Genomic DNA, 24,961 nt, shown 5'->3' on the forward strand with positions numbered 1-24,961 from the left:
AAGCTGCGCTCGGGTGTTCATCATCACGATTCTACTTGTGCATGGCGTTATACACAGCAACGGCCTGTTCTACAACCTCGCTTTCCACCGGCAGGCCGGAAATTTGCGCCAACGCGGCTTTCGGCCCGATCGTGTTCAGCAGTTCCGCCAGTTCCTGCGCCTGCGGATCCTGTTCGCTGCGGTAACTCATGGCGGCGGCGATGCCCTGGATCAGGTTGGCATGCGGCAGGCCGTATTCCAGCGTGCCCAGCAGCGGTTTGATCAGGCGATCGCCGGCGCTCAGTTTGCGCAGCGGCTGGCGCCCCACGCGCTCGACGTCATCGTGCAGATACGGGTTTTCGAAGCGGCCGAGAATTTTGTTGATGTAGGCGGCGTGCTTGTCGGCGTCGAAGCCGTAACGCTTGATCAGCACCGCGCCGCTCTCTTCCATCGCTCCTTTCACCACGCGGCGGATCGCCGGGTCGAGAATGGCGTCGCGAATGGTTTGCAACCCGGCCCGTTGGCCGAGGTAAGCGGTGATCGCGTGGCCGGTGTTGAGGGTGAACAGCTTACGCTCGACGAAGGCCATCAGGTTGTCGGTCAGCTCCATGCCGGCGATCGCCGGAGGCTGGCCTTTAAACTGCGTCTGATCGACGATCCATTCGCTGAAGGTTTCTACCGTCACTTCCAGCGGATCGCTGCTGTCCGCCGGCGGCACGATGCGGTCGACCGCCGAATCGACGAAGCCGACGTGCTGCTCAACCCATGCCTGCTCGTCCTGCGCCAGCGCGGCGAACACGTGCTGCTTCAGCTGGCTGGTGCCGCGTACCATGTTCTCGCAGGCGATGATGTTCAGCGGCTGCACATTGCCCTGCTGATGGCGCAGCACCAGCCCTTTGGCGATCGTGCCGGCGATTTTGGCGAGAATTTGCGGGCCCACGGCGGTGGTCACCAGATCCACCTCGGCGATCAGCGCCACCGCGGCTTCGCTGCCGCTGTTGACGGCGCTGACGTTGGTAACGCTCTCTACGCGCTCTTGCTCGCCCACCACGTGCACCTGGTAGCTTTTTCGGCTGTTCAGCAGATCCAGCACCGTTTGATTGACGTCGGCGAAGGTCAGCTCAACGCCCGCGTCCGCCAGCAGCTTGCCGATAAAACCGCGGCCGATGTTCCCTGCGCCAAAATGTAATGCTTTCATAACCCTACCTTCTTAATGTCGAAGGGTGCAGCAAGCTGCACCCTTGAAAATGATTCTGTTATCCGGCTTTTTTGCCACCGAGCAGGTCCAGCACTTCCTGGACACTGGTGGTATTCGCCAGCCGCTCGATAACGCTCTCGTCATCCAGCGCGTTGGTCAGGCTGGTGATCACCTGGATATGTTCGTTGTTGCGCGCGGCAATGCCGATCACCAGACGGGCTACTTCGTCCTCTTCATCGCCGAAGCGCACGCCCTGCGGGTATTGGCAGAACACCACGCCGGTACGCAGCACCCGGTCTTTAGCCTCGATGGTGCCGTGCGGAACGGCGATCGACTCGCCCAGGTAGGTGGACGTGAGCTTTTCGCGCTCCAGCATCGCCGGCACGTATTCCGGCTCAACGTAGCCGCCCTTCACCAGCTGCTCACCGGCGAAGCGGATCGCCTGCTCTTTGTCGCTGGCCTGCAGGTTGAGGAACACGTTGCTCTCGCTTAGCTTGAACAGCCCCGGTTCGCCGGCCTCTGCAGCCGCGTTCGCGCCGCTCTGCGGGGCCGCTGCGGCAGCGGTGTTCACCGCCAGCAAACGCTCGACCAGATCGCCATACAGCTTGCTGTCGAGGAAGTTGGTCAGCGAAATGTGCTGGGCCTGCGGCGCGTGGCGCATTGCGCGCTCGGTCAGATCGCGGTGCGTGATCACCAGATCCACGTCGTCCGGCAGACTGTTGATGGCGCTGTTGGTCACCGAGATGTTCTTCAGCCCGGCGTCGGCCACTTTCTTGCGCAGCACCCCGGCGCCCATGGCGCTGGAACCCATGCCCGCATCGCAGGCAACGATGATTTTGCGCACGGTGCTCAGATCGCCGTCGACCGATGCCGGCGCCGCTGCGCCGCCTTTGGACTGCGATTTCATCTCTTGCATGCGACGGGTCGCGGCTTCCAGATCGTCATCCTCTTTCACCTTGGAGGTTTTCAGCAGGAAAGCGGACACCACGAAGGAGACGGCAAAGGCTGCGCACACCGCCGCAATGTTGGCGAAATAGGCGCCTTTCGGGGTCATCGCCAGCACCGCCAGAATCGACCCAGGGGAAGCCGGAGACACCAGGCCACCGTTCAGCAGCGTCAGGGTGAAGACGCCGGTCATGCCGCCCAGGATCACCGCCAGCAGCAGACGCGGGTTCATCAGCACGTACGGGAAGTAGATTTCGTGGATGCCGCCCAGGAAGTGAATGATCGCCGCACCGCCGGCGGATTGCTTGGCGCTGCCGCGGCCGAAGAACATGTAGGCCATCAGCACGCCCATGCCCGGGCCTGGGTTGGCTTCGATCAGGAAGAACACCGACTTGCCGGCTTCCGTGGCCTGCTGGATGCCCAGCGGCGAGAAGATGCCGTGGTTGATGGCGTTGTTCAGGAACAGGATTTTCGCCGGTTCAACGAAGATGGACGCCAGTGGCAACAGGTTGTTCTTCACCATCACGTGTACGCCCGCCGCCAGCAGCTTGGAGAGCACCTCCACCAGCGGCCCGATGCCCAGGAAAGCCAGGATTGCCAGCAGCATACCGATGATGCCGGCGGAGAAATTGTTCACCAGCATTTCAAAGCCGCTTTTGATCTTGCCGTCCACCCAGCGGTCGAAATGCTTGATAGCCCAGCCACCCAGCGGGCCGGCGATCATCGAACCGAGGAACATCGGCATGTCGGCGCCGACGATGACGCCCATGGTGGTGATGGCGCCGACCACGCCGCCGCGCTCGCCGCCCACCAGTCGTCCACCGGTGTAGCCGATCAGCAGCGGCAGCAGATAGGTGATCATCGGGCCGACCAGCTTGGCTAAGGTTTCATTCGGCAGCCAGCCGGTTGGAATGAATAGCGCGGTGATAATCCCCCAGGCGATAAAGGCGCCGATGTTGGGCATCACCATGTTGCTCAGGAAGCGGCCAAAGTTTTGCACTTTAACCTTGATGTCTGGTGAAAACATAAAACACACCCCTATTGTTACGCGCTGACAATAGAGCGCGTGATTATTGTTGTGACGATCCAGCCGTGTTGCCGCTGTATGCGAAACGGACTCTATCACGCTGTTTTTGTCACGCGAACTTCACGAATTTTTTGTGATACAAGTCACACACAACACCCCAACAACCCCTCATTTATGGTGATAAAGATCACATTTATGGCGTGTAAAAAAAGCACAGTGAGAAAAAAACCGCCCAAAAACCGACAATAAAGTGATTCATGTCACATTTTTAACTTGATTGTTTGTTTTTAAATTGTGATAAACATCACAATTTATTTTTAGCTGCAGCGCCCGAACGCGACGCTCTGTTTGATCTTCCCTGTGAGCACTCATCCCGCCGGGAACTAGCGAAGTGATGAATGAAAGAAAACTACATTGCCGAATGAATGGATTAATTGAAGTGTAGTACAGAAGCCTGCGTAATAAACCAGCAAGCTATTGGAAACGCTGAGGGGAAATAAAACAGGCCGGCAATGCCGGCCTGTAGATCGTCGTAGGCGCGTTATTGCGTCACGCTTTGAATGGCTTTCTGCGCATTCACCAGGTTCTGCTGTTTGGCCACCAGATTCGACATCATGGTGTTGTACTGCGCCACCTGCTGGGCGGTGCGGAACTGCACGCCGTTGTTGTTGAAGCTGACCTGATTGCCCTGGCTCTGCAGGAAATCGCCAACCTGCACCAGATCCTGCACAAAGCTGGCGGTGGTCGGGATTGCCGGCATCAGGGCGTTGGCCGGCGCGGTGACGATTTTGTCATAGGCCTGGTTATACACCGCCTTCAGATCGTCGGGCTGTTTCAGCGCCGTGCGGGCGGTATCCGCCTGCGACTTGGCGGACTGGATCTGCTGGCCCAGCAGGTTTAACGCCCCGACCGATTGCTGCAGCGCATCGCGTTTGTTCAGATAGTCCTGCGCGGTGCGGATCTGGTTAATCTGATCCAGCGCTGGCGTCAGGCTGGCGCCGACCGACTTGGACAGCTGCTGTGAAAAGCCGACCAAAATCGCGTAATCGCCGGCATAGTTGCCGAACTTCTGCTTTTGGTCTTCGCTCAGCGTGGGGATGTTCGCCCCGCTGCGCATCACGGTATTCTGTAAGTAATCAATGAATGCTTTGCGCTGTTCCGGCTCTTTATCGCCGCAGGCGGTCAATTGCATGACCACCAACAATGCCAATACCGGTGCCAACCAACGCGCGAAACCTCTGCTCTGGATCCCTACCGCCATGTGACATAACTCCTGTTATAAACCTGCTTTTTCATTGGACTCCGCCCCTTTTTCCGCACTCCGTGCGCCTATAAGAATAGATCAACTGGCGGCGTTCCGATACGCGATTCCGTTTGCGGTGAACATTGTCTCGGCCGGAGGCGGTTGAACATCGTGCGCAAAACGCACTGAGGTTCATTGCCGTCGGCGACCGGACGCTTCAATTTCCCCAAGTCGCCAGGCGACCTTGCCTTCGCACCCAGGAAACGGAAATAAAAAAGGCGCCCGCAGGCGCCTTTTCACAGCACAGAGCCGTTTACTGCAGTACGGAGATATCCGCCACCTGCAGGAACAGTTCACGCAGTTTGCTCAGCAGCGTCAGGCGATTCACGCGCACTTCCGCATCGTCCGCCATCACCATCACGTTGTCGAAGAACGCATCCACCGGCTCACGCAGCGCAGCCAGTTCCACCAGCGCTTCCTGGTAGTTGCCCGCCGCGAAGTACGGCTGCAGCTTGTCGCGCAGCACCACCAGGTGGGTCGCCAACTGGATCTCCGCCGCGTCCTTCAGCACCGAGGCTCGCACGCTGTCGTTCAGCGTTTCGGTAGATTTGGCCAAGATGTTGGAGACGCGTTTGTTGGCCGCAGCCAACGCCGCCGCTTCGTCCAGCGTGCGGAAGTGGGATACCGCCTTGACGCGTGCGTCAAAGTCGGCCGGCTTGGTCGGACGGCGCGCCAGCACCGCCTGAATGGTATCGACCGCGTGGCCTTCTTCCTGATACCAGGCGCGGAAACGGCCCAGCATGAATTCCACCACCTCATCGACCACTTTGGCGTTGGTCAGCTTGCTGCCGTACAGGCGCACGGCCTCTTCGGTCAGGGTCTGCAGATCCAGCGGCAGGTTTTTCTCGACGATGATGCGCAGCACGCCCAGCGCGGCGCGGCGCAGCGCGAACGGGTCTTTATCGCCTTTCGGATGCTGCCCGATGCCGAAAATGCCGGCCAGGGTGTCCATCTTGTCGGCGATCGCCAGGGAACAGGCCACCAGCGACTGCGGCAGCGCATCGCCGGCGTAGCGCGGCTGATACTGCTCGTTCAGCGCAACGGCGACGTCTTCCGCCTCACCGTCGTGGCGCGCATAGTGCATACCCATCACGCCCTGGGTGTCGGTGAATTCGAACACCATGTTGGTCATCAGGTCGCACTTCGACAGCAGGCCCGCGCGGGTGGCGTGGTTGACGTCGGCGCCGATCTGGCCGGCAACCCAGCCCGCCAGCGCCTGAATGCGATCGGTCTTGTCGCGCAGGGTGCCCAGCTGCTGTTGGAACAGCACGGTTTCCAGGCGCGGCAGGTTGTCTTCCAGACGTTTCTTGCGATCGGTGTTGAAGAAGAACTCGGCATCGGCCAGGCGCGGACGCACCACCTTCTCGTTACCGGAAATGATCTGCTGCGGGTCTTTCGACTCGATATTGGCCACAAAGATAAAGTTCGGCAGCAGTTTGCCCGCGGCGTCATACACCGGGAAATACTTCTGATCGCCCTTCATGGTGTACACCAGCGCTTCCGCCGGCACCGCCAGGAATTTCTCTTCGAATTTGGCGGTCAGCACCACCGGCCATTCCACCAGCGAGGCCACTTCTTCCAGCAGGCTGTCGCTCAGATCGGCTTTGCCGCCAATCTTCTGCGCCGCCAGTTCGGCGTCGCGTTTGATGAGGGCTTTACGCGCTTCGTAGTCGGCGACCACTTTGCCGCGCTCCAGCAGGATCTGCGGGTATTGGTCGGCGTTATCGAGGGTGAACTCGGCTTCGCCCATGAAGCGGTGGCCACGCACGGTGCGCGCGGATTCGATGCCCAGCACGGTGCCCGGGATCAGATCGGCGCCCAGCAGCATCGTAACGGTGTGCACCGGACGCACGAACTGCACGTCGGAGTCGCCCCAACGCATCAGTTTCGGGATCGGCAGTTTAGCCAGCGCGGTGCTGACCATCCCGGCCAGCAGTTGTTGCGCCGACTGGCCTTTGACGTGGGCGCGGTACATCAACCACTCGCCCTTGTCGGTCACCAGGCGTTCAGCCTGATCGACGGTGATACCGCAGCCGCGCGCCCAGCCTTCGGCCGCTTTGCTCGGTTTGCCTTCGGCGTCGAACGCCTGGGCGATCGCCGGGCCGCGTTTTTCAATTTCGCGATCGGCCTGCGCCGCGCTCAGGTTGGCCACTTTCAGCGCCAGGCGGCGCGGTGCGGCGAACCAGCTCACGTCACCGTGTTCCAGGCCGGCGTTGTCCAGCTCGGCGGTAAAGTTGGCGGCGAAAGATTCCGCCAGGGAACGAAGAGCCTTCGGCGGCAGCTCTTCCGTGCCGATTTCCACCAGGAAAGTCTGTTGAGTCATGGCTGCCTCTTAGTTCTCGTTCTTCTTGTTGCACATCGGGAAGCCCAGCGCTTCGCGGGAAGCGTAGTAGGCTTCGGCAACGGCTTTGGTCAGCGTGCGGATGCGCAGAATGTAGCGTTGGCGTTCGGTCACCGAAATCGCCTTGCGCGCGTCCAGCAGGTTGAAGGTATGGCCCGCCTTCAGGATGCGTTCGTAGGCCGGCAGCGGCAGCGGTTTTTCCAGCGCCAGCAGCGATTGGGCTTCTTTCTCGTACTGCTCGAAGCAGGAGAACAGGAAGTCGACGTCGGCGTATTCAAAGTTGTAGGTGGACTGCTCCACTTCATTCTGATGGAACACGTCGCCGTAGGTGGTGACGCCCAGCGGGCCGTTGCTCCACACCAGATCGTACACGCTGTCCACGCCCTGGATGTACATCGCCAGACGCTCCAGACCGTAGGTGATCTCGCCGGTCACCGGCTTGCACTCCAGGCCGCCGACCTGCTGGAAGTAAGTGAACTGCGTCACTTCCATGCCGTTCAGCCACACTTCCCAACCCAGGCCCCAGGCGCCGAGCGTCGGGTTTTCCCAGTTGTCTTCCACGAAGCGAATGTCGTGGATGGTCGGATCCAGACCCAGCTCTTTCAACGAGCCCAGGTAGAGTTCCTGAATGTTGTCCGGCGATGGCTTAATCACCACCTGGAACTGGTAGTAGTGCTGCAGACGGTTCGGGTTTTCACCGTAGCGGCCGTCGGTCGGGCGGCGAGATGGCTGCACATAGGCGGCGGCCATCGGCTCCGGCCCCAGTGCGCGCAGGCACGTCATCGGGTGTGAGGTTCCCGCGCCGACTTCCATGTCCAATGGTTGAACGATGGTGCAGCCCTGGCGCGCCCAATAATCCTGCAGTGTCAGGATCAGGCCCTGGAAGGTCTTGGTATCAAACTTTTGCATGTTGAATTCGCACGCGATACAAGTGGATTTAGATGGAATGCGCCAGTATACCCTTTGACCGTAAGATATACAGCCAGAATCCGGCAACAAGTGCGAATCAGGGCGAGAAACGCTGGATTTTCGCGCGCGGCGCGTGCAGGACAGGGCACCGGTTAGCCGGCTAATTTCACCGGCGACGAACGGGGCGAAAATACGGCCCGCCAAAAACATTAGAATAACTTAACAAAAAACGAGACTTATCGTTGCTTAAATCGTCACTTATTCGCCCGCAGCTCCTGTTCTCACCAACCCTATTTACGCAGATTGAAATGCACACATGCTTATATTTGCCACAGGGAAAAGTTACGCCAATGTTATTTTTGTTAATTTTATCAACTAAAAAACTCGCCTCACCGGCAGATAATGTGACTAACCGCCAAATTATTTCTTATATCGTGAAAAATAAGGAGAGATCACGCGATGGGCCGCTGCAGCGACTCGAGGAGAAACAAGCGGATATGTAATACGCCAACAATGAGCCACATAAACCCATTGACAGTTAATCTTTGGTTATACAATAATAATTAAAATTTTCCCTGGTGTTGGCCAAGTGGCTACCTGATCCTTTCATAGGATCAGTTTTTTTTTGTATTTCCGTCAGCATCATGGCGGCCCGCATAATTAATTCCCGTCCGCTTCCTCTTAATTAGCTTCCCTTATAAGAACGTATCGCTTACGCAATGCCATTTAGCGCGCCTTTGGCAAACGCGCTCTGCAGGCACACCATTCAAAAACGCGCGCTGACGCCGACGTTATACATAAACTGCTCGCCGCTGCTCAGCCCGCCGGTTTGCGAGACGGTGGCGAAGGCCGATACCCTGTCCGTCAACGGCATGTTGGCCCCGAGCGTGACATCCACCCAATTTTTGTCCTGGCCCGCACTGTCGCGGGTGAACGAGGTTTGCGTCGATTTCAGGCCGCCGCCGGCGCGGTAGACGTCGTCGCCGAACTGGTGCTGATAACTCACTTCCGCATAAGGGTTAAACACGCCGAATTGCGTATCCAGCCGCCAACCCAACGCACCGATCTGCGAGTGGTAGGTTTGATCGTTGAAGCGCATGGCGGTGCTGTCATCGCCGTCTTCGCTGTAACCGGAAACGCGGCTGTAATCCCAGGCGAACTGCGCCACCGGCCCGGTGGTCAGGTAAGAGGCGATCGGGAAGTCATAGCCGGCGGTCACGCGCGCCCCCCACTGCCTGCCGGTGGTCGAACCGGTTTCGGTGCGCGTCAGCGGCCCCAGCCGCATGCTGCGGCGGATGTCGTCATAATCCATCGTCGCATAGTGCAGATCGGCGTTGACCCAACCGTGCTCGAATATCGCCAGTGAACTGAAAGCCGAGAGCAGCAGCCCGCGCGCCTTGTAATCAAAGCGGCTGGAAGGATGCTGATCGTCGTTGGAACCGGCGATCAACGCGCCGATCAACCAGCTGTCGGTCAGCTGATAGTCCACGCCGACGGTCAGGTTGTGGGTGGTAGCGTTGCCGTCCCCCGCGGCCCGGTTATCGGCATAGTCGTAGTGCTGGCCGGCGTAACCGCCGAACACGCCCAGCGAACCCTGCGGGTTGTCGCCGTTGCGCAGCTGCTGGAAGCGGCTGTCGAGCGTGGCGCGGCTGTCACGCGCCATCGCCGCCGTCGCCTGATTCAGCGCCACCACCTGCGCCGGGCCATCCAACACCGCCTGGATATAATCCGCAATCAGCAGATGCGCCTGTGGGCTGGGGTGGAAATGGTCGGAGAACAGATAGGACTGGCCGGCGTCGAAGCCGGGCATGTCGGAACGGCAAACCGCCGAGGAAACGCCCGGCGGGCAAGCCATGCCGGCGGTGTTGGCGAAGCCGAACTGCGCCGGATTGGCGATCGCTTCGGCGAACAGCTTGTTGACGTCCACCCGCACGATATTGCCGCTTCCCTGCGCCAGCAAACGGTCTTCGCTTTGATTATAGAAATCGGTCAGCTGAGCGGCCTGCGCGCTCAGGCCGTCATACGCCGCGATAAGCTGCGCGGCGATCGCCTGCTGCACCTGAGGAATGGCGCTGCCCTGCTTCGCCGCAGCGGCCAACGCTGCGTGGATCGCCTGCGTGCGTGAAGCGTTGTCCGGCGTCGCCACCGAATTAAGCGTGGCATAGGCCGCCTGGATCGCCGCCCCCTGCACCGGAGACAGCGCCTGTTGAATGATCAATTCCATCAGCTGCGGCGTGGAGCCGATGTTCGGCACCGTCGGCACGATCACCGTGCCGGCGCCGGCGTTCAGCAGCGAATGCACCTGCGCGGCCGCCGCGGCGGCGCTGTTATAGGCCACGCCGGGCGCGGTAGCGGCATTCAGCGCCGCCGCCGCCAGATCGTTGCCGCCGATCCAATGAATATACAAACCGTCGCCGTCGGCCTGGCCATTGACCCGGTTCAGATAGCGCTGCACCTGCTCCTGGGTGTTGTCGGCCGGGTTCAGGCCCGGCACCGCCACGGCGCCGCCGGCGGCGTAGTTCTCACCGCCGTTGTCCGAAGCCACCAGCGCCGCCCCGATGCGTTGCGCCAACGCTTCGTCGTACAGCAGGTGCTGGCTGCCGTCATAGGTGAACCGGCCGTTGTTGCCGGTATCGCTCAGGCTGTCGCCAAAGACGTAGAGTTGATCGTACGCCTGAGCCGGAAGGGTCACACTGCAAAGTAACGCCACTGCAAGCGCCGCCGGGCGGGGCATGCACGTTATTTTTAGAGGCATGAATCGACTCCTGAGAGCCTGCAAATGAAGGCCATGTCGTTTTTATCGTTGGTCAGTTTTCCACCGACCATGTAGTAACTATTGTCGGCTTTTTCGTCACGTCAAGCGGGCTGATGACAAAACAATCAGAGACTTGCCAAGTTCGGCGCTTCGAGCGATGATTACTGTTCATAAACACAGCATAAGGACATTCAGGATGGCAGACGAACGTTGCGGTTGGGTGACGGCCGATCCGTTGTATCTCGAGTATCACGACAAGGAATGGGGCGCGCCCACCACCGACGCGCGCGAGCTGTTTGAAATGTTGTGCCTCGAGGGGCAGCAAGCCGGCCTTTCCTGGATCACCGTCCTGAAAAAGCGCGAGAACTACCGCCGCGCTTTCCACGGTTTCGATCCGCAGCGGGTTGCCGCCATGACCGAACAAGACGTGGAAAACCTGCTGCAGGACAGCGGCATCATCCGCCATCGCGGCAAGATAGAAGCCATCATCACCAACGCCAAGGCCTATCTGGCGATGGAGGCGGCCGGGGAGAATTTCGTTACCTTCATTTGGGACTTCGTCGGCGGCCGGCCGCAGCTCAACCGCTGGCAAGCGCTGAACCAGGTGCCGGCCAAAACCGAGCAGTCCGACGCCATGTCCAAGGCGCTGAAAAAGCGCGGCTTCAAGTTTATCGGCTCCACCATCTGTTACGCCTTCATGCAGGCCAGCGGGCTGGTGAACGATCATCTCACGGGGTGCATGTGTTACCCAAAGCCACGGTGATCCGCCCCTGTGGCCCGGAGGATATCGAACGGATGATGGCGCTGTGGCTGCCCAGCACCATCGCCGCCCATCCGTTCGTGGCGGAAAAATACTGGCGTGAGAGCGCCGCGCTGGTGCGGGAAAACTACCTGCCGCGCGCGCAAAGCTGGGCCTGCTGGCACGAAGGCGAGATCGTCGGCTTTATCAGCGTGCTGGACGAGCAGTTCATCGGCGCGCTGTTTGTCGATCGGGCGTTTCACGGCCGCGGCGTCGCCCAGGCGCTGATGACGCACGTGCAGCAGCGCTACCGCCGACTCAGTCTGGAGGTGTACCAACAGAACCTGCGCGCCTGCGCGTTCTACCACAAGCACGGCTTTCAGATAACGCAGCGCCTGTTCAATGATGAAACCCAGGCCTATACGCTGATCATGAACTGGCCGGCAGTCGAAAACTCAACCGGTTACGCTTAAAAAAGGCGCATCCGCACCCCGGATGCGCACAATTAGGAATCCGCTGCATGGCGCCGCCCGGCGTTTTGCCGCATAACTCCCCCAGCACTTACCCGCGCTCATCATTTGTCACGTTTTTCTCCGGAACTGCCGGCGAAAGCGCGCGTCATAGGTAGCGCGGCGATGCGGGCTCCCTGCGTCACCCACTTTTTTGCGTCCCCGTTTTGGGCCGGCGCGTACAGATTCTGATGCCATTAAGGACAAGAACATGAAAAAACGCATTGCAATTATTGCCGGCGCCGTGAGCCTTACGCTCGCGCTGTCGGCCTGTACCACCAACCCTTACACCGGTGAATCCGAAGCCGGCAAATCCGGCATCGGCGCAGGCCTCGGCGCCGCACTGGGCGCCGGCGTCGGCGTGCTGTCCTCTTCCAAGAAAGATCGCGGCAAGGGTGCGCTGATCGGCGCAGCGGCCGGTGCAGCCCTCGGCGGCGGCGTAGGCTATTACATGGACGTGCAGGAAGCCAAACTGCGCGACAAGATGAAAGGCACCGGCGTCAGCGTCACCCGTCAGGGCGACAACATCGTGCTGAACATGCCGAACAACGTGACCTTCGACAGCAGCAGCGCCACGCTGAAACCGGCGGGCGCCAACACCCTGACCGGTGTCGCCATGGTGCTGAAAGAGTATCCGAAAACCGCGGTCAACGTGGTCGGCTACACCGACAGCACCGGTTCCCGCTCGCTCAACATGAACCTGTCGCAGCAGCGCGCCGACGGCGTAGCCAGCGCGCTGATCACCCAGGGTGTGGCGGCGAACCGTATCCGCACCACCGGCGCCGGCCCGGACAACCCGATCGCCTCCAACAGCACCGCGGAAGGCAAGGCGCAAAACCGCCGCGTCGAGATCACGCTCAGCCCGCTGCAGTAATCCCGTGCGGGGCGCCACCTGCGCCCCGCCGCCTCCCTGCGATTTTCTCCTTACCCTTCAACATTCCCGCCCGCACATCGGGTATGGTAGTCTCCTTGGCAATTAACCGCAGGAGGGATCGGCTGTGAGCACTGTCAAGGCAACGCGCGCATCGGGACGCGCCACCATCAGCGATGTGGCCAGCATCGCCAAAACCGGCAAGACCAGCGTGTCGCGCTATCTGAATGGTGAACAACACCTGCTTTCCGACGATCTCAAACAGCGCATCGAACAGGCGATCCAGCAGCTCGACTACCGGCCAAGCCAGATGGCGCGCAGCCTGAAGGGCGGCCAGACCCGCCTGATCGGCCTGATCCTCGCCGATATCACCAACCCCTACTCGGTGGACGTGATGCGCGGCATCGAGGCCGCCTGCCGCCAGCACGGCTTTACCCTGCTGGTGTGTAACACCAACAACGAAGTCAATCAGGAGCAGCACTACCTGCAGCTGCTCAGCAGTTACCGGGTGGAAGGCATTGTGGTCAACGCGGTCGGCATGCGCGAGGAAGCGTTATCCACGCTGCAACAGTCGATGCTGCCGATGGTGTTGATCGACCGCAAAATCCCCGACTTCGCCTGCGACGTGGTGGGCCTGAACAACCGCGAAGCCGCCACCGTCGCTACCGAACACCTGTTGCAACAAGGTTTCGAAGCGATCCTGTTCCTCAGCGAGCCGCTCGGTACGGTCAATACCCGTCTGGAACGCCTGCATGCCTTCAGGCATACCATGGCGCAGCACCCCGCGCTGTTGGCGGAGCAGGCCGAAACGCCGCTCAACGATCGGCAGAAACTGGAGCAGGTGCTGAGCGATTTCAGCGGCCGCCACCGCGGCATGCGCAAGGCGGTGATCTCCGCCAACGGCGCCCTGACGCTGCAGGTGGCGCGCGCCATGCGTCGGCTCGGCATCCAGTGGGGCAACGACATCGGCCTGCTGGGCTTTGACGAACTGGAGTGGGCAGAACTGGCGGGCGTCGGCATCACCACGCTGAAACAGCCCACCTACCAAATGGGGCACGCGGCGCTGGAGCGGCTGGTGCAGCGCATTCAGGGCCTGGCCGCCCCCAGCGGCGAGCAGATGTTCTCCGGCGAGCTGATCGTCCGCGGCTCCACCACCCGCTAACCCGCCTTTTCCGGGGCGTTAACCGCCCCGCCCTTATCGGCTGTTTTTTGCTCAGCTTCGTGATTGCGATCATATTTTTACACTCTGCCGCTTTTCGCTGGAACCGGTTCCATTTAACGTACCGGTAACAGCAGCGGCGGCGACAATGCCGCCTCAGGAGTCAAAATGAAAACAGAAATCATCGTGGTCACCGGCGCCTACGGCACCGATACCGTCAAACAACACGGCGGCCAGCGCGCGCTGTTGCCCCTCATCGCCGGCGCTGGCGCCGACGGGGTGGAGATCCGCCGCGAACTGTTCGCCGCCGGCGAGCTGGACAGCCTGCCGGCGCTGGCGCAAGAGATCGATCGCCAGCAGCTGTTCGCCGTCTACTCCGCCCCTGAGGCACTGTTCACCCCGCAACATACGCTGAACCCCAACCTGCCGGCGCTGCTGGCGGAAGCGCAGGCGCTGAACGCGCGCCAGCTGAAGCTGTCCCTCGGTCATTTCCGCCCCGGCTTCGATTTTACCGAGCTGAAAGTGGCGCTGGAGCAACACCCGGTCAAGCTGGTGGTCGAGAACGACCAAACGCCGGACTGCGGCATTTTGTCGATGCTGAACGCCTTTTTCCACGCCGCGGAAGATAGCCACCTGCCGGTCAGTATGACCTTCGATATGGCCAACTGGCTGTGGGTGGGGCAAGACGCCTTCGCCGCCGCCGAGCGCCTGGCCCGCCACGTCGGTTACGTGCACGTCAAAGCCGCCACCCAAGGCCCGCGCGGCTGGCGCGCCGTCGCGCTGGACGATACCGACGGCAGCTGGCGCGATCTGCTGGCCCGCCTGCCGCACGATGTGCCGCGCGGTATCGAATTCCCGTTGCAGGGCGATGACCTGGAGGCCGTCACCCGTCATTACGTCAATATTTTGCGTGCGGAGTAACCCCATGATGACAACGTTAACGGCAACGACGGCGCAGCAGACGCCCCTGGATGTGGTCACGCTGGGCGAAGCCATGGCGATGTTCGTGGCGGCGCAAACCGGCGATCTGGCGGAGGTGGAAACCTTCACCAAACGCATCGCCGGCGCCGAACTGAACGTGGCGATCGGCCTGGCGCGTCTGGGCATGAACGTCGGCTGGGTCAGCCGCGTCGGCAATGATTCGTTCGGCCGCTTCGCCCTGCAGCAGCTGAAAAAAGAAGGCATCAACTACCGGCAGGTGACGGTCGATGGCCACTATCCGACCGGTTTTCAGGTGAAATCCAAAACCACCGATGGTACCGATCCCAGCGTGGAATACTTCCGCAAGGGCTCGGCGGCCAGCCACCTGTCGATTGCCGATTTTAACCGCGAGTATTTCGGTTCCGCGCGCCACCTGCACCTGAGCGGCGTGGCGGCGGCGCTGTCCGGCGAATCGCTGGCGCTGTGCCACCATGCGGCGCGCGAGATGCGCGCCATGGGCAAAACCATTTCGTTCGACCCCAATCTGCGCCCGGTGCTGTGGCCCAGCCGCGAGGTGATGATCGAGCAGCTGAACCAGCTGGCGTTCGCCGCCGACTGGGTGCTGCCGGGGCTGAAAGAGGGGCAGATCCTCACCGGCCAGTCGACGCCGGAAGGCATCGCCGATTTCTATCTGGAACGCGGCGTGCAGGCGGTGATCATCAAAACCGGCCCGGACGGCGCCTGGTTTAAAACCGCCGCCGGCGATAAGGCGGCGGTGGCCGCGGTCAAGGTCGACAACGTGGTGGATACCGTGGGGGCGGGTGATGGCTTTGCCGTTGGCACCCTCAGCGCCCTGCTGGAAGGCAAAACGCTGGTACAGGCGGTGCAGCGCGGCAACAAAATCGGTTCGCTGGCGATCCAGGCCATCGGCGACAGCGAAGGCCTGCCGACCCGCGCGGCGCTGGCCGAATAACAATAAAAAAACGACTTCTCCGCATGACGTCAGCCTCTGGCCCTACAACCGGGACGCGTCGGGAGAGCATCTGCCCCTTCTTCTGGCATGCCGGGCGAAGGGGATGCAACACCACTGAAGGATACTGAACATGAACAAAGCGACTGTCGCGGCCAAACGCTGGTGGTACATCATGCCCATCGTGTTTATCACCTACAGCCTGGCCTATCTCGATCGCGCCAACTTCAGCTTCGCCTCCGCCGCCGGCATCAATGAAGATCTCGGCATCACCAAGGGCATGGCCTCGCTGCTTGGCGCGCTGTTTTTCCTCGGTTATTTCTTCTTCCAAATTCCCGGCGCCATCTACGCCGAGCGCCGCAGCGTCAAAAAACTGATCTTCTGGTGCCTGATCCTGTGGGGCGGCTGCGCCTCGCTGACCGGCGTGGTGAGCAATATCCCGATGTTGGCCGCCATCCGCTTTATCCTCGGCGTGGTGGAAGCGGCGGTGATGCCGGCGATGCTGATCTACATCAGCAACTGGTTCACCAAATCGGAGCGGTCACGCGCCAATACCTTCCTGATCCTCGGCAACCCGGTGACGGTGCTGTGGATGTCTGTGGTGTCAGGCTACCTGATCCACGCCTTCGGCTGGCGCGAAATGTTCATCATCGAGGGCATTCCGGCGGTTATCTGGGCGTTCTGCTGGTGGGTACTGGCGAAAGACAAACCGGCGCAGGCCGGCTGGTTGAGCGCCGATGAGAAACAGGCGCTGCAACAGCAGTTGGACGAAGAACAGAAAGGCATCAAGGCCGTGCGCAACTACGGCGAAGCCTTCCGCTCACGCAACGTGATCCTGTTGTGCGTGCAGTACTTCGCCTGGAGCATCGGCGTGTACGGCTTCGTGCTGTGGCTGCCTTCCATCCTGCGCAGCGGCATGCAGATGGGCATGGTGGAAGCCGGCTGGCTGTCGGCGGTGCCTTACCTGGCGGCAACCATCGCCATGATCGTCGTCTCCTGGGCGTCGGACAAAATGCAAAACCGCAAGCTGTTCGTCTGGCCGCTGCTGCTGATCGGCGCGCTGGCGTTCTTCGGCTCTTACGCCGTCGGCACCAACCACTTCTGGATCTCCTACGGCCTGCTGGTGGTCGCCGGCGCCGCGATGTACGCCCCTTATGGGCCGTTCTTCGCCATCATTCCGGAAATGCTGCCGAAAAACGTCGCCGGGGGCGCCATGGCGCTGATCAACAGCATGGGCGCGCTGGGTTCGTTCTTCGGTTCGTGGTTCGTCGGCTATCTGAATGGCGCCACCGGCAGCCCGGCGGCCTCTTATATGTTTATGGCCATCGCACTGGTGGTGGCGGTGGTGCTGACGCTGATCGTCAAGCCCGCCCGCAACGAGATCCAGCCACAATTGGCTTGATCCGGTTATACTTTTTCTCTGTTAACCCAACCGGGGGGGCGCCATGCCCCCTTTGGCCCAGCTGGAGTTCGTGATGAAGCCTTCTATCATATTGTACAAAAGCCTGCCCGCCGATCTGCGTGAACGTCTGGAACAGCACTTCACCGTGCACGCCTTCAACGGCCTGCAGCCGGAGAACCGCGACGAACTGCACCAGGCGCTGCAGCAGGCCGAAGGGATCATCGGTTCCGGCGGTAAAATTGACGAAGCTTTCCTGCAGCAGGCACCCAAACTGCGCGCGGCCTCGACCGTTTCCGTCGGCTACGACAACTTCGACGTCGAGGCGCTCAACGCCCATAACGTGCTGCTGATGCATACCCCGACGGTGCTGACCGAAACCGTCGCCGACACCATCATGAGCCTGGTGCTGGCGACCGCGCGCCGGGTGGTGGAAGTGGCGGAGCGGGTGAAGGCCGGCGAATGGCGCGGCAGCATCGGGCCGGACTGGTTCGGCGTCGACGTGCACCACAAAACCATCGGCATCCTCGGCATGGGGCGCATCGGCCTGGCGCTGGCGCAGCGCGCGCACTTCGGCTTCGGCATGCCGGTGCTGTACAACGCCCGCCGCACGCACGAAGAGGCGGAGCAACGCTTCAACGCCCGTCGCTGCGATCTGGATACCCTGCTGGCCGAATCGGATTTCGTTTGCATCACGTTGCCGCTGACCGAACAAACTTTCCATCTGATCGGCCGCGATCAGCTGGCAAAAATGAAGAAAAGCGGCATTCTGATCAACGCCGGCCGCGGGCCGGTGGTGGATGAGCAGGCGTTGATCGAAGCGCTGCAAAACGGCGTGATCCACGCCGCCGGGTTGGACGTGTTCGAGAAAGAGCCGCTGCCGGCCAATTCGCCGCTGCTCAGCATGCCGAACGTGGTGGCGTTGCCGCACATCGGCTCCGCCACCCATGAAACCCGCTACGGCATGGCCGCCTGCGCGGTGGATAACTTGATCGCCGCGTTGACCGGCACGGTGAAAGAAAACTGCGTCAATCCGCAGCTGTTGCGGAAATAACTCAGCGCGGCCGGTGGTCTGCGGATAACCGGCCGTGTTGCTCTTCCTGCTGCGGCGCGAACAGCGCCTGCAGCTGATGTTCTTCGGCGAAGTGCTGCAATTCGGCATCCTGAATTGCCCGAACGATCTCTTCTCGCCAGTTTTTGTCCGTCATCGCTAACCTCCTTTGATGTTCATCGTTTAATCTGCCGCAGCGCGCGCGCAAAGCCAAGCCGAATCAATCCGAAAACGCTCCGCCCTTCTCCTCCTCCCCGAAAAACCCTCGCAGGGAGGAGGCCATTTTTCCGCCGTTTGCCACACTGGCGCTACCCAGCGGAAAAAACGCTTCCTGCCACGCGTAAGGAGAGCCATGAAACTGTTACCCCTGCCCTTGTTGATACTGCTGTCGCCTTCAGCGCTGGCCGGCTGGACGTTGGCGGGTTTCCCGGCCTTCGACGAAACTGCCGCCGGGCTGTTCGCCAGCCAGGCCGCGCTGCCCAAGGGCCAGCTGCCGCTGCGGCTGTATCAGGATAACCACTGCTGGCAGCCGGCCGAGGCGGTGAAGCTTAACCAAACGCTGTCGCTGCAGCCCTGCGGCGCCCATCCGCCGGCCAGCTGGCGGCAGTTCCGCGCCGGCGATTATCAGGTGCGCATCGACACCCGCAGCGGCACGCCGACGCTGCAGCTCAGCCTGAGCAGCGCACCGGAAAGCGCCGCCGTTGCCGTGCGCAGCTGCCCGCGCTGGGACGGCAAGCCGGTCACGGTCGACGTCGCCTCCACCTTCGCCGAAGGCGAAACGCTGCGCGATTTCTATTCCGGCCAAACGGCGCAGGTGAGCCAGGGGAAAATCACGCTGCAGCCCGCCGCCGCCAGCGGCGGCCTGTTGCTGCTGGAATCCGCCGCCACGGCGAAACCGGCGGCTTTCAGTTGGCATAACGCCACGGTCTACTTCGTGCTGACCGATCGCTTTGAGAACGGCAATCCGGCCAATGACCACAGCTACGGGCGCCGCAGCGACGGCCTGCAGGAAATAGGCACCTTTCACGGCGGCGATCTGGCCGGCCTGACGCAGAAGCTGGATTATCTGCAGCAGCTCGGCGTCAACGCCTTGTGGATCAGCTCGCCGCTGGAGCAGATCCACGGCTGGGTTGGCGGCGGCACCCAAGGCGATTTCCCGCATTACGCCTATCACGGCTATTACGCGCTGGACTGGACTCGCCTCGACGCCAACATGGGCACCGAACAGGAGCTGCGCACGCTGGTCGAGCAGGCCCATCAGCGCGGCATTCGCATTCTGTTCGACGTAGTGGTGAACCATGTCGGCTACGCCACGCTGGCGGATATGCAAACGTTCCACTTCGGCTCGCTGTATCTGCAAGGTACAGAGGTGGAGAAAACCCTGGGGAAAAACTGGAGCGACTGGCGCCCTGGGCCGGGGCAAAACTGGCACAGCTTCAACGACTACATCAACTTCAGCGACAAGGCGGGCTGGCGCCCATGGTGGGGGAAAAACTGGATCCGTACCGACATCGGCGACTATGACTCACCGGGCTATGATGACCTGACGATGTCGCTGGCCTTCCTGCCGGACATCAAAACCGAAGCGCCCGGCGCCAGCGGCCTGCCGCTGTTCTATCGCCACAAACCCGACAGCGCCGCGCGCGACATGCCCGGCGCCACCACCCGCGATTACCTGACCGTCTGGCTCAGCCAGTGGGTGCGCGATTACGGCATCGACGGTTTTCGCGTCGATACCGCCAAACACGTGGAAAAACCGACGCTGGCGCTGTTAAAGCAGCGCGCCACGGCGGCATTGGCGGCGTGGAAAGCGGAGCATCCGCAGCAGGCGCTGGATGACGCGCCGTTTTGGATGACCGGCGAGGCCTGGGGCCACGGGGTGATGAAAAGCGACTATTACCAAAACGGCTTCGACGCGATGATCAACTTCGACTTCCAGGACCAAGCGGCGCAGGCATTGGGCTGCTTTGCCGACATCGATGCCACTTACCGGCAGATGGCCGAGCGGCTGCAGGATTTCAACGTGTTGAGCTACCTCTCTTCACATGACACCCGGCTGTTCTTCGCCAGCGACGCCAAAGGCTCGCAGGTGCGCCAACAGCGGGCGGCGAACCTGCTGTTGCTGGCGCCGGGGGCGGTGCAGATTTACTACGGCGATGAAAGCGGCCGCCCGCTCGGCCCAACCGGTTCCGATCCGCTGCAGGGCACCCGCTCCGACATGAACTGGCCTGAGTTGCAGGGGGAAAAAGCCTCGCTGCTGGCCCACTGGCAACGGTTGGGGCAGTTCCGCGCTCGCCACCCGGCGATCGGTGGCGGCGTGCAAACGCCGCAGCCGCGCGCCGCCTACTATACCTTCAGCCGTCGACTCGGCGACGATAAGGTGATGGTGGTATGGGCCGGCGAACGGTCACAATAATCCAGCGTAATATGCTGACAATCGGCTAATGAGTGAAGCTTTTGCCCATTGGTCGATTTGTCGGCCGCATTGCAGAGGAATTTGTCTGGCGGTATGGTGGGAGATTACCTGCTAAAAAACAGTACTGCTGCACCTATGACTTTCTCACTTTTCGGCGAAAAATTTACCCGTTATGCGGGCATTACCCGTTTGATGGACGACCTGAACGAAGGCCTGCGCACCCCCGGTGCCATCATGCTCGGCGGCGGCAACCCGGCGCAGATCCCAGAGATGGAAGCCTACTTCAAACAGCTGTGCCAGGAGATGCTCGACCAGGGCAAACTGACCGAAGCGTTGTGCAACTACGACGGCCCGCAAGGCAAGGACGCGCTGCTGAAAGCGCTGGCCAATCTGCTGCGCGACGAGCTCGGCTGGGAGATTTCGCCACAGAATATTGCACTGACGAACGGCAGCCAAAGCGCGTTTTTCTACTTGTTCAACCTGTTCGCCGGCCGCTACGCCGACGGTTCGCGCCGCCGCGTGCTGTTCCCATTGGCGCCGGAATATATCGGCTATGCCGATGCCGGGCTGGACGAAGGGCTGTTCGTCTCCGCCAAACCGAACATCGAGCTGCTGCCGGACGGCCAGTTCAAATATCACGTTGATTTCGAACACCTCACCATCGGCGACGACATCGGCATGATCTGCGTTTCACGGCCGACCAACCCGACCGGCAACGTGATCACCGACGAAGAGCTGATGAAGCTCGACCTGCTGGCGCAACAGCGCGATATTCCGCTGGTGATCGACAACGCCTACGGCGTGCCGTTCCCCGGCATTATCTTCAGCGACGCCACGCCGCTGTGGAACCCGAACACCATCCTGTGCATGAGCCTGTCCAAACTCGGCCTGCCGGGCTCGCGCTGCGGCATCGTGATCGCCGACGAGAAGGTGATCACCGCGCTGACCAACATGAACGGCATCATCAGCCTGTCGCCGGGCAGCATGGGGCCGGCGATGGCAACGCAAATGATCGCGCGCGGCGATCTGCTGCGCCTGTCGAACGAGGTGATTCGCCCGTTTTACAAACAGCGCGTCGAACACACCATCGAGATTATCCGCCGCTACCTGTCGCCGGAGCGCTGCCTGATCCACAAACCGGAAGGGGCTATCTTCCTCTGGCTGTGGTTCAAGGATCTGCCGATCACTACCGAGGTGCTGTATCAGCGCCTGAAAAAGCGTGGCGTGCTGATGGTGCCGGGCCACTACTTCTTCCCGGGGCTGGAGCACGACTGGCCGCACACCCACCAGTGCATGCGCATGAACTACGTGCCCGACCCGGAGAAAATCGAGCGCGGCGTGGCGATCCTGGCAGAAGAGATCGAACGCGCGCATCAGGAAGCGAACTAAACTCAATCCATTGGGGCGCCACCACGGCGCCCTGATGGATTACAACGTCCAGAACAGCACCGCCAGCAGCTGCGGCGACATGATGCGCAGGAACATCGCCAGCGGATAAACGGTGGCGTAAGACAGCGCCGCGGCGCCGCTGGTGGGATGCAGACCGTTGGCGAACGCCAGCGCCGGCGGATCGGTCATCGATCCCGCCAGCATGCCGGACAGCGTCAGGTAGTTCATCTTGCCCACCGTGCGCGCCAGAATACCGACGCTCAGCAGCGGAATCGCGGTGATCAAGGCGCCGTACCCGACCCACGTCAGCCCCTCGCCGTGCAGCAACGTATCGATAAAATTGCCGCCCGATTTCAAACCGACCACCGCCAGAAACAGCACGATGCCCAGTTCGCGCAGCGCCAGGTTGGCGCTCGGCGGCATAAACCAGTACAGCTTGCCGATGCTGCCGATGCGCCCCAGGATCAGCGCCGCCACCAGCGGCCCGCCGGCCAGCCCCAGCCGCAACGCCGCCGGGAAGCCGGGCACGAACAGCGGAATGGAACCGAGCAATACCCCGAGGCCGATACCGATAAAGACCGGCAGCATCTGCACCTGCTGCAGTTTTTGTTGGGCGTTGCCGACAATCGCCGTCACCGCGTCGATGGCCTCCGGCCGGCCGACCAGGTTGAGAATGTCGCCAAACTGCAGCGTCACGTTGCTGCCGGCCACCAGCTCGACGCCGGCGCGGTTGAGGCGTGAAATCACCACGTCATACTTTTGCTTCAGATTCAGATCGCGAATTTTCTTGCCCAGCACCTGCTCGTTGGTCACCACCGCCCTCACCACCTGCAGCGCAGTGCCGCGCGTCGACAGCGAGGCATCCACCTCTTCGCCGATCACCAACCGGGCGTTCTCAAGATCTTCGCGTTTGCCCACCAGGTGCAGGTAGTCGCCAAGCTCCAGCCGCTCGTGCGGCGCCGGCACCATCAACAGCTCCCCGCGCTTGAGGCGCGAACAGACGATCGCTTCACCGTTGAGCAGCGGCACGCTTTTGATCGCCATGCCCTGCAGATTGGGGTTGCGCACCGCCACGTTGATGGCGTGCAGCAACTCGCGCTGATTGCCCAGGCTGCTTTCAAACGCCTGAGCCTCACGCTCGATGTTGATGCGGAAAATCAGCCGGATCAGCCACATCACCAGCAGGATGCCGCATATGCCGAACGGATAGGCCATGGCGTAACCCATCCCCATGCCGTCCACCAGTGCCGGATCGGAACCGAGATCGGTCAGGATTTGTTGACCGGCGCCCAGCGCCGGGGTGTTGGTGACCGCGCCGGAGAACACGCCGAGGATGATCGGCAGCGGCACGTCGAACAGCTTGTGTACCGCCGCCGCCACGATGCCGCCGGTCAGCACCAGCAGCACCGCGAAGGCGTTGAGCCGCAGACCGGAGACACGCAGCGAAGAGAAGAAACCGGGGCCGACCTGGATGCCGATGGTGTAGACGAACAGGATCAGGCCAAACTCCTGGATAAAGTGCAGCATGTCCCCGTTCAGGCTGATTTGCCCGCTCTGGGCAAAGTGGCCGACCAGGATACCGCCGAACAGCACGCCGCCAATGCCCAACCCGACGCCATACAACTTCCAGTTCCCCATCCACAGCCCAATGACGGCCGCCAACGCCAACATGCTGACAGTCAGGGCAATATCGCTCATAGGTCACATCCTTGCCAAAGTTGAACATGGGATTTGCGGCCAAAGACACACAATTAACAAGGATTATGGCATCGGGCAGACGGGGGGACTGTGGCGTGCGCCACATAACGCAACGGGGGAGATCCGTTTGGATCTCCCCCGCATGATGATGACCGTTTTTCAGCCGGTTATTTCGCTTCCAGCTCCGGCGTCGCGCCGATGGCGATGCGCTGAGGCTGCAAGGCTTCCGGCACCTGACGCACCAGATCGATGTGCAACAGGCCATTTTCAAATTTGGCCTCGGACACCTGCAGGTGTTCCGCCAGGGTGAAGGTCAACTGGAACTCTTTGCACACCAGCCCCTGATGCAGGTACTCGACCTGTTTTTCCGGCGGCGTAGGTTTACCGCTGACGGTCAGCCGCGGCCCTTCCACTTCAATATTCAGTTCGCTCTGCCGGAAACCGGCCAGCGCCAGAGAAATGCGGTAGTGATTGTCGTCACTTTTCTCGATGTTATACGGCGGGAACCCCTGGGGTTCCTGGCCGCCCATTGAACTGGCCAATTTATCAAAACCAATCCACTGACGCAGAAGCGGGGATAAATCGTAATTACGCATAGGAACAACTCCTTTCATTAAGCGAGATGTGTTTATTCAGCCCCCTGACGGCAGGCTAATCATGACTTCATATTTACCGGCAGCGTACCTGCCGGCGAAACGGAAATTTATTTAATTTCGATGCGGCGCGGTTTTAATGTTTCCGGCACGATGCGTTGCATGTCGATATACAACAGGCCATTCTCCAGTTTGGCGCCTTTAATTTGAATATGTTCGGCCAGCTGGAATTTACGCTCGAAATTACGCTCGGCGATGCCCTGGTATAAATAGGTTTTTTCTGCCGGTTCATTGTTGTGCGCCCCGCGCACGATCAGCAGATTGTCCTGCGTGGTGATCTCCAGCTCCTGCTCGGCAAACCCGGCTACCGCGATGGCGATGCGATAATGATTTTCATCCACCAGCTCGACATTATAAGGGGGATAACCGCCGTTGCCCTGACTCTGGCCAGCCTCCAGCGCGTTGAACAGGCGATCGAAACCAATGGCGGAACGGTATAGCGGGGAAAGATCAAAATTACGCATAAAACAGCCTCCTAAGGCACTTCAGCGAGGTTGAAATAAATACGCCTTCCACTCTGGACAGGCTAATTAAGCCAGAATTCCCTTACGGCGAATTCTCAATTCGGCTCTGATGATAAAATGGGGGTTGCTTTCATCAATTCAACAGGCGAGGATCAAAAAAATTTGCACCAATAAGGTAAAAGTTTTTTTTACCACTTACACTAAAGTGAGAGAGCCGCCACAGAGCGGGATTTTGCTTCTTTTAAAGCAGCAACAGGATGTTATA

20 protein-coding genes are annotated in these 24,961 nt (G+C 60.8%); 10 read left to right on the forward strand and 10 right to left on the reverse strand.

The annotated features are described in order from the left end of the window. Positions 1–31 precede the first annotated feature (31 nt). The 6 genes from ACJ8PN_RS18030 to ACJ8PN_RS18055 all read right to left on the reverse strand — a co-directional run bounded on the left by ACJ8PN_RS18030 (position 32) and on the right by ACJ8PN_RS18055 (position 10,457). Positions 32–1,177, reverse strand: coding sequence for a mannitol-1-phosphate 5-dehydrogenase (locus ACJ8PN_RS18030; RefSeq protein ID WP_442535130.1), 1,146 nt, complete (start codon positions 1,175–1,177; stop codon positions 32–34). A gap of 58 nt (positions 1,178–1,235) precedes the next feature. Further along, positions 1,236–3,149 carry a PTS mannitol transporter subunit IICBA gene (locus ACJ8PN_RS18035; RefSeq protein WP_351108083.1) on the reverse strand — a complete coding sequence of 638 codons (1,914 nt, stop codon included), beginning with the start codon at positions 3,147–3,149 and terminating at the stop codon, positions 1,236–1,238. Between the two features lie 541 nt (positions 3,150–3,690). Beyond that, positions 3,691–4,410 (reverse strand): DUF3053 domain-containing protein, encoded by a 720-nt coding sequence (locus ACJ8PN_RS18040; protein WP_015376162.1) that lies wholly within the window; start codon positions 4,408–4,410, stop codon positions 3,691–3,693. A 295-nt stretch (positions 4,411–4,705) separates the two neighbouring features. Continuing rightward, positions 4,706–6,775, reverse strand: a complete 2,070-nt coding sequence (glyS, locus tag ACJ8PN_RS18045; protein ID WP_171453103.1) for a glycine--tRNA ligase subunit beta — start codon at positions 6,773–6,775, stop codon at positions 4,706–4,708. Positions 6,776–6,784: 9 nt separating this feature from the next. After that, positions 6,785–7,702: a glycine--tRNA ligase subunit alpha gene (glyQ, locus tag ACJ8PN_RS18050; RefSeq protein ID WP_004933966.1), complete on the reverse strand. Its 918-nt coding sequence runs from the start codon at positions 7,700–7,702 to the stop codon at positions 6,785–6,787. Between the two features lie 766 nt (positions 7,703–8,468). Then, positions 8,469–10,457, reverse strand: a complete 1,989-nt coding sequence (locus ACJ8PN_RS18055) for an autotransporter outer membrane beta-barrel domain-containing protein (RefSeq protein ID WP_015376161.1) — start codon at positions 10,455–10,457, stop codon at positions 8,469–8,471. A gap of 196 nt (positions 10,458–10,653) precedes the next feature. Between ACJ8PN_RS18055 and ACJ8PN_RS18060 the strand changes: the two genes are divergently transcribed. The 8 genes from ACJ8PN_RS18060 (at position 10,654) to ghrB (ending at position 18,079) form a co-directional block, all read left to right on the forward strand. Next, positions 10,654–11,220, forward strand: coding sequence for a DNA-3-methyladenine glycosylase I (locus tag ACJ8PN_RS18060; protein WP_004933960.1), 567 nt, complete (start codon positions 10,654–10,656; stop codon positions 11,218–11,220). Further along, positions 11,217–11,669: an N-acetyltransferase gene (locus tag ACJ8PN_RS18065; protein WP_442535140.1), complete on the forward strand. Its 453-nt coding sequence runs from the start codon at positions 11,217–11,219 to the stop codon at positions 11,667–11,669. Before ACJ8PN_RS18060 ends, ACJ8PN_RS18065 begins: the two co-directional genes overlap by 4 nt. Before the next feature lie 247 nt (positions 11,670–11,916). After that, positions 11,917–12,579: an OmpA family lipoprotein gene (locus ACJ8PN_RS18070; protein WP_004933954.1), complete on the forward strand. Its 663-nt coding sequence runs from the start codon at positions 11,917–11,919 to the stop codon at positions 12,577–12,579. A 124-nt stretch (positions 12,580–12,703) separates the two neighbouring features. Continuing rightward, positions 12,704–13,738 (forward strand): LacI family DNA-binding transcriptional regulator, encoded by a 1,035-nt coding sequence (locus ACJ8PN_RS18075; RefSeq protein ID WP_004933951.1) that lies wholly within the window; start codon positions 12,704–12,706, stop codon positions 13,736–13,738. 165 nt (positions 13,739–13,903) lie between these two features. Next, the gene (locus tag ACJ8PN_RS18080) at positions 13,904–14,656 is read left to right on the forward strand and encodes a sugar phosphate isomerase/epimerase family protein (RefSeq protein WP_033631401.1); all 753 of its coding nucleotides are present in this window, start codon (positions 13,904–13,906) and stop codon (positions 14,654–14,656) included. 7 nt (positions 14,657–14,663) lie between these two features. Next, a complete protein-coding gene (locus ACJ8PN_RS18085; RefSeq protein WP_033645233.1) occupies positions 14,664–15,629 on the forward strand; it encodes a sugar kinase in 966 nt (321 codons plus the stop codon). A 130-nt stretch (positions 15,630–15,759) separates the two neighbouring features. After that, on the forward strand, positions 15,760–17,028 hold the full coding sequence (locus ACJ8PN_RS18090; RefSeq protein ID WP_004933942.1) for an MFS transporter: 1,269 nt from the start codon (positions 15,760–15,762) through the stop codon (positions 17,026–17,028). A gap of 73 nt (positions 17,029–17,101) precedes the next feature. After that, positions 17,102–18,079 (forward strand): glyoxylate/hydroxypyruvate reductase GhrB, encoded by a 978-nt coding sequence (ghrB, locus tag ACJ8PN_RS18095; protein ID WP_442535131.1) that lies wholly within the window; start codon positions 17,102–17,104, stop codon positions 18,077–18,079. 1 nt (position 18,080) lies between these two features. Here the strand turns inward: ghrB and ACJ8PN_RS18100 are convergent, their stop codons facing one another. Beyond that, positions 18,081–18,233 carry a hypothetical protein gene (locus ACJ8PN_RS18100; protein WP_015376155.1) on the reverse strand — a complete coding sequence of 51 codons (153 nt, stop codon included), beginning with the start codon at positions 18,231–18,233 and terminating at the stop codon, positions 18,081–18,083. Positions 18,234–18,428: 195 nt separating this feature from the next. Here ACJ8PN_RS18100 and ACJ8PN_RS18105 point away from each other — a divergent pair, with 195 nt between their 5' ends. Together ACJ8PN_RS18105 and ACJ8PN_RS18110 are read left to right on the forward strand one after the other, a co-directional pair. Further along, complete coding sequence (locus ACJ8PN_RS18105; RefSeq protein WP_351108092.1) at positions 18,429–20,492, forward strand: alpha-amylase; 2,064 nt, start codon at positions 18,429–18,431, stop codon at positions 20,490–20,492. A gap of 135 nt (positions 20,493–20,627) precedes the next feature. Next, positions 20,628–21,881 (forward strand): valine--pyruvate transaminase, encoded by a 1,254-nt coding sequence (locus tag ACJ8PN_RS18110; RefSeq protein WP_351108095.1) that lies wholly within the window; start codon positions 20,628–20,630, stop codon positions 21,879–21,881. Positions 21,882–21,920: 39 nt separating this feature from the next. On the opposite strand, the gene ACJ8PN_RS18115 is transcribed toward ACJ8PN_RS18110, so the two are convergent. The 3 genes from ACJ8PN_RS18115 to ibpA all read right to left on the reverse strand — a co-directional run bounded on the left by ACJ8PN_RS18115 (position 21,921) and on the right by ibpA (position 24,696). Continuing rightward, positions 21,921–23,579 carry a putative transporter gene (locus ACJ8PN_RS18115; RefSeq protein WP_015376152.1) on the reverse strand — a complete coding sequence of 553 codons (1,659 nt, stop codon included), beginning with the start codon at positions 23,577–23,579 and terminating at the stop codon, positions 21,921–21,923. A 167-nt stretch (positions 23,580–23,746) separates the two neighbouring features. Further along, entirely contained in the window at positions 23,747–24,175 is a 429-nt protein-coding gene (gene ibpB, locus ACJ8PN_RS18120) for a small heat shock chaperone IbpB (RefSeq protein WP_004933922.1), read from the reverse strand. A 107-nt stretch (positions 24,176–24,282) separates the two neighbouring features. After that, positions 24,283–24,696, reverse strand: coding sequence for a small heat shock chaperone IbpA (ibpA, locus tag ACJ8PN_RS18125; RefSeq protein ID WP_004933919.1), 414 nt, complete (start codon positions 24,694–24,696; stop codon positions 24,283–24,285). Positions 24,697–24,961 lie beyond the last annotated feature (265 nt).

Origin of the sequence: Serratia sp. CY76391, assembly GCF_052166695.1 — a bacterium.
Lineage (GTDB): Bacteria > Pseudomonadota > Gammaproteobacteria > Enterobacterales > Enterobacteriaceae > Serratia > Serratia nematodiphila.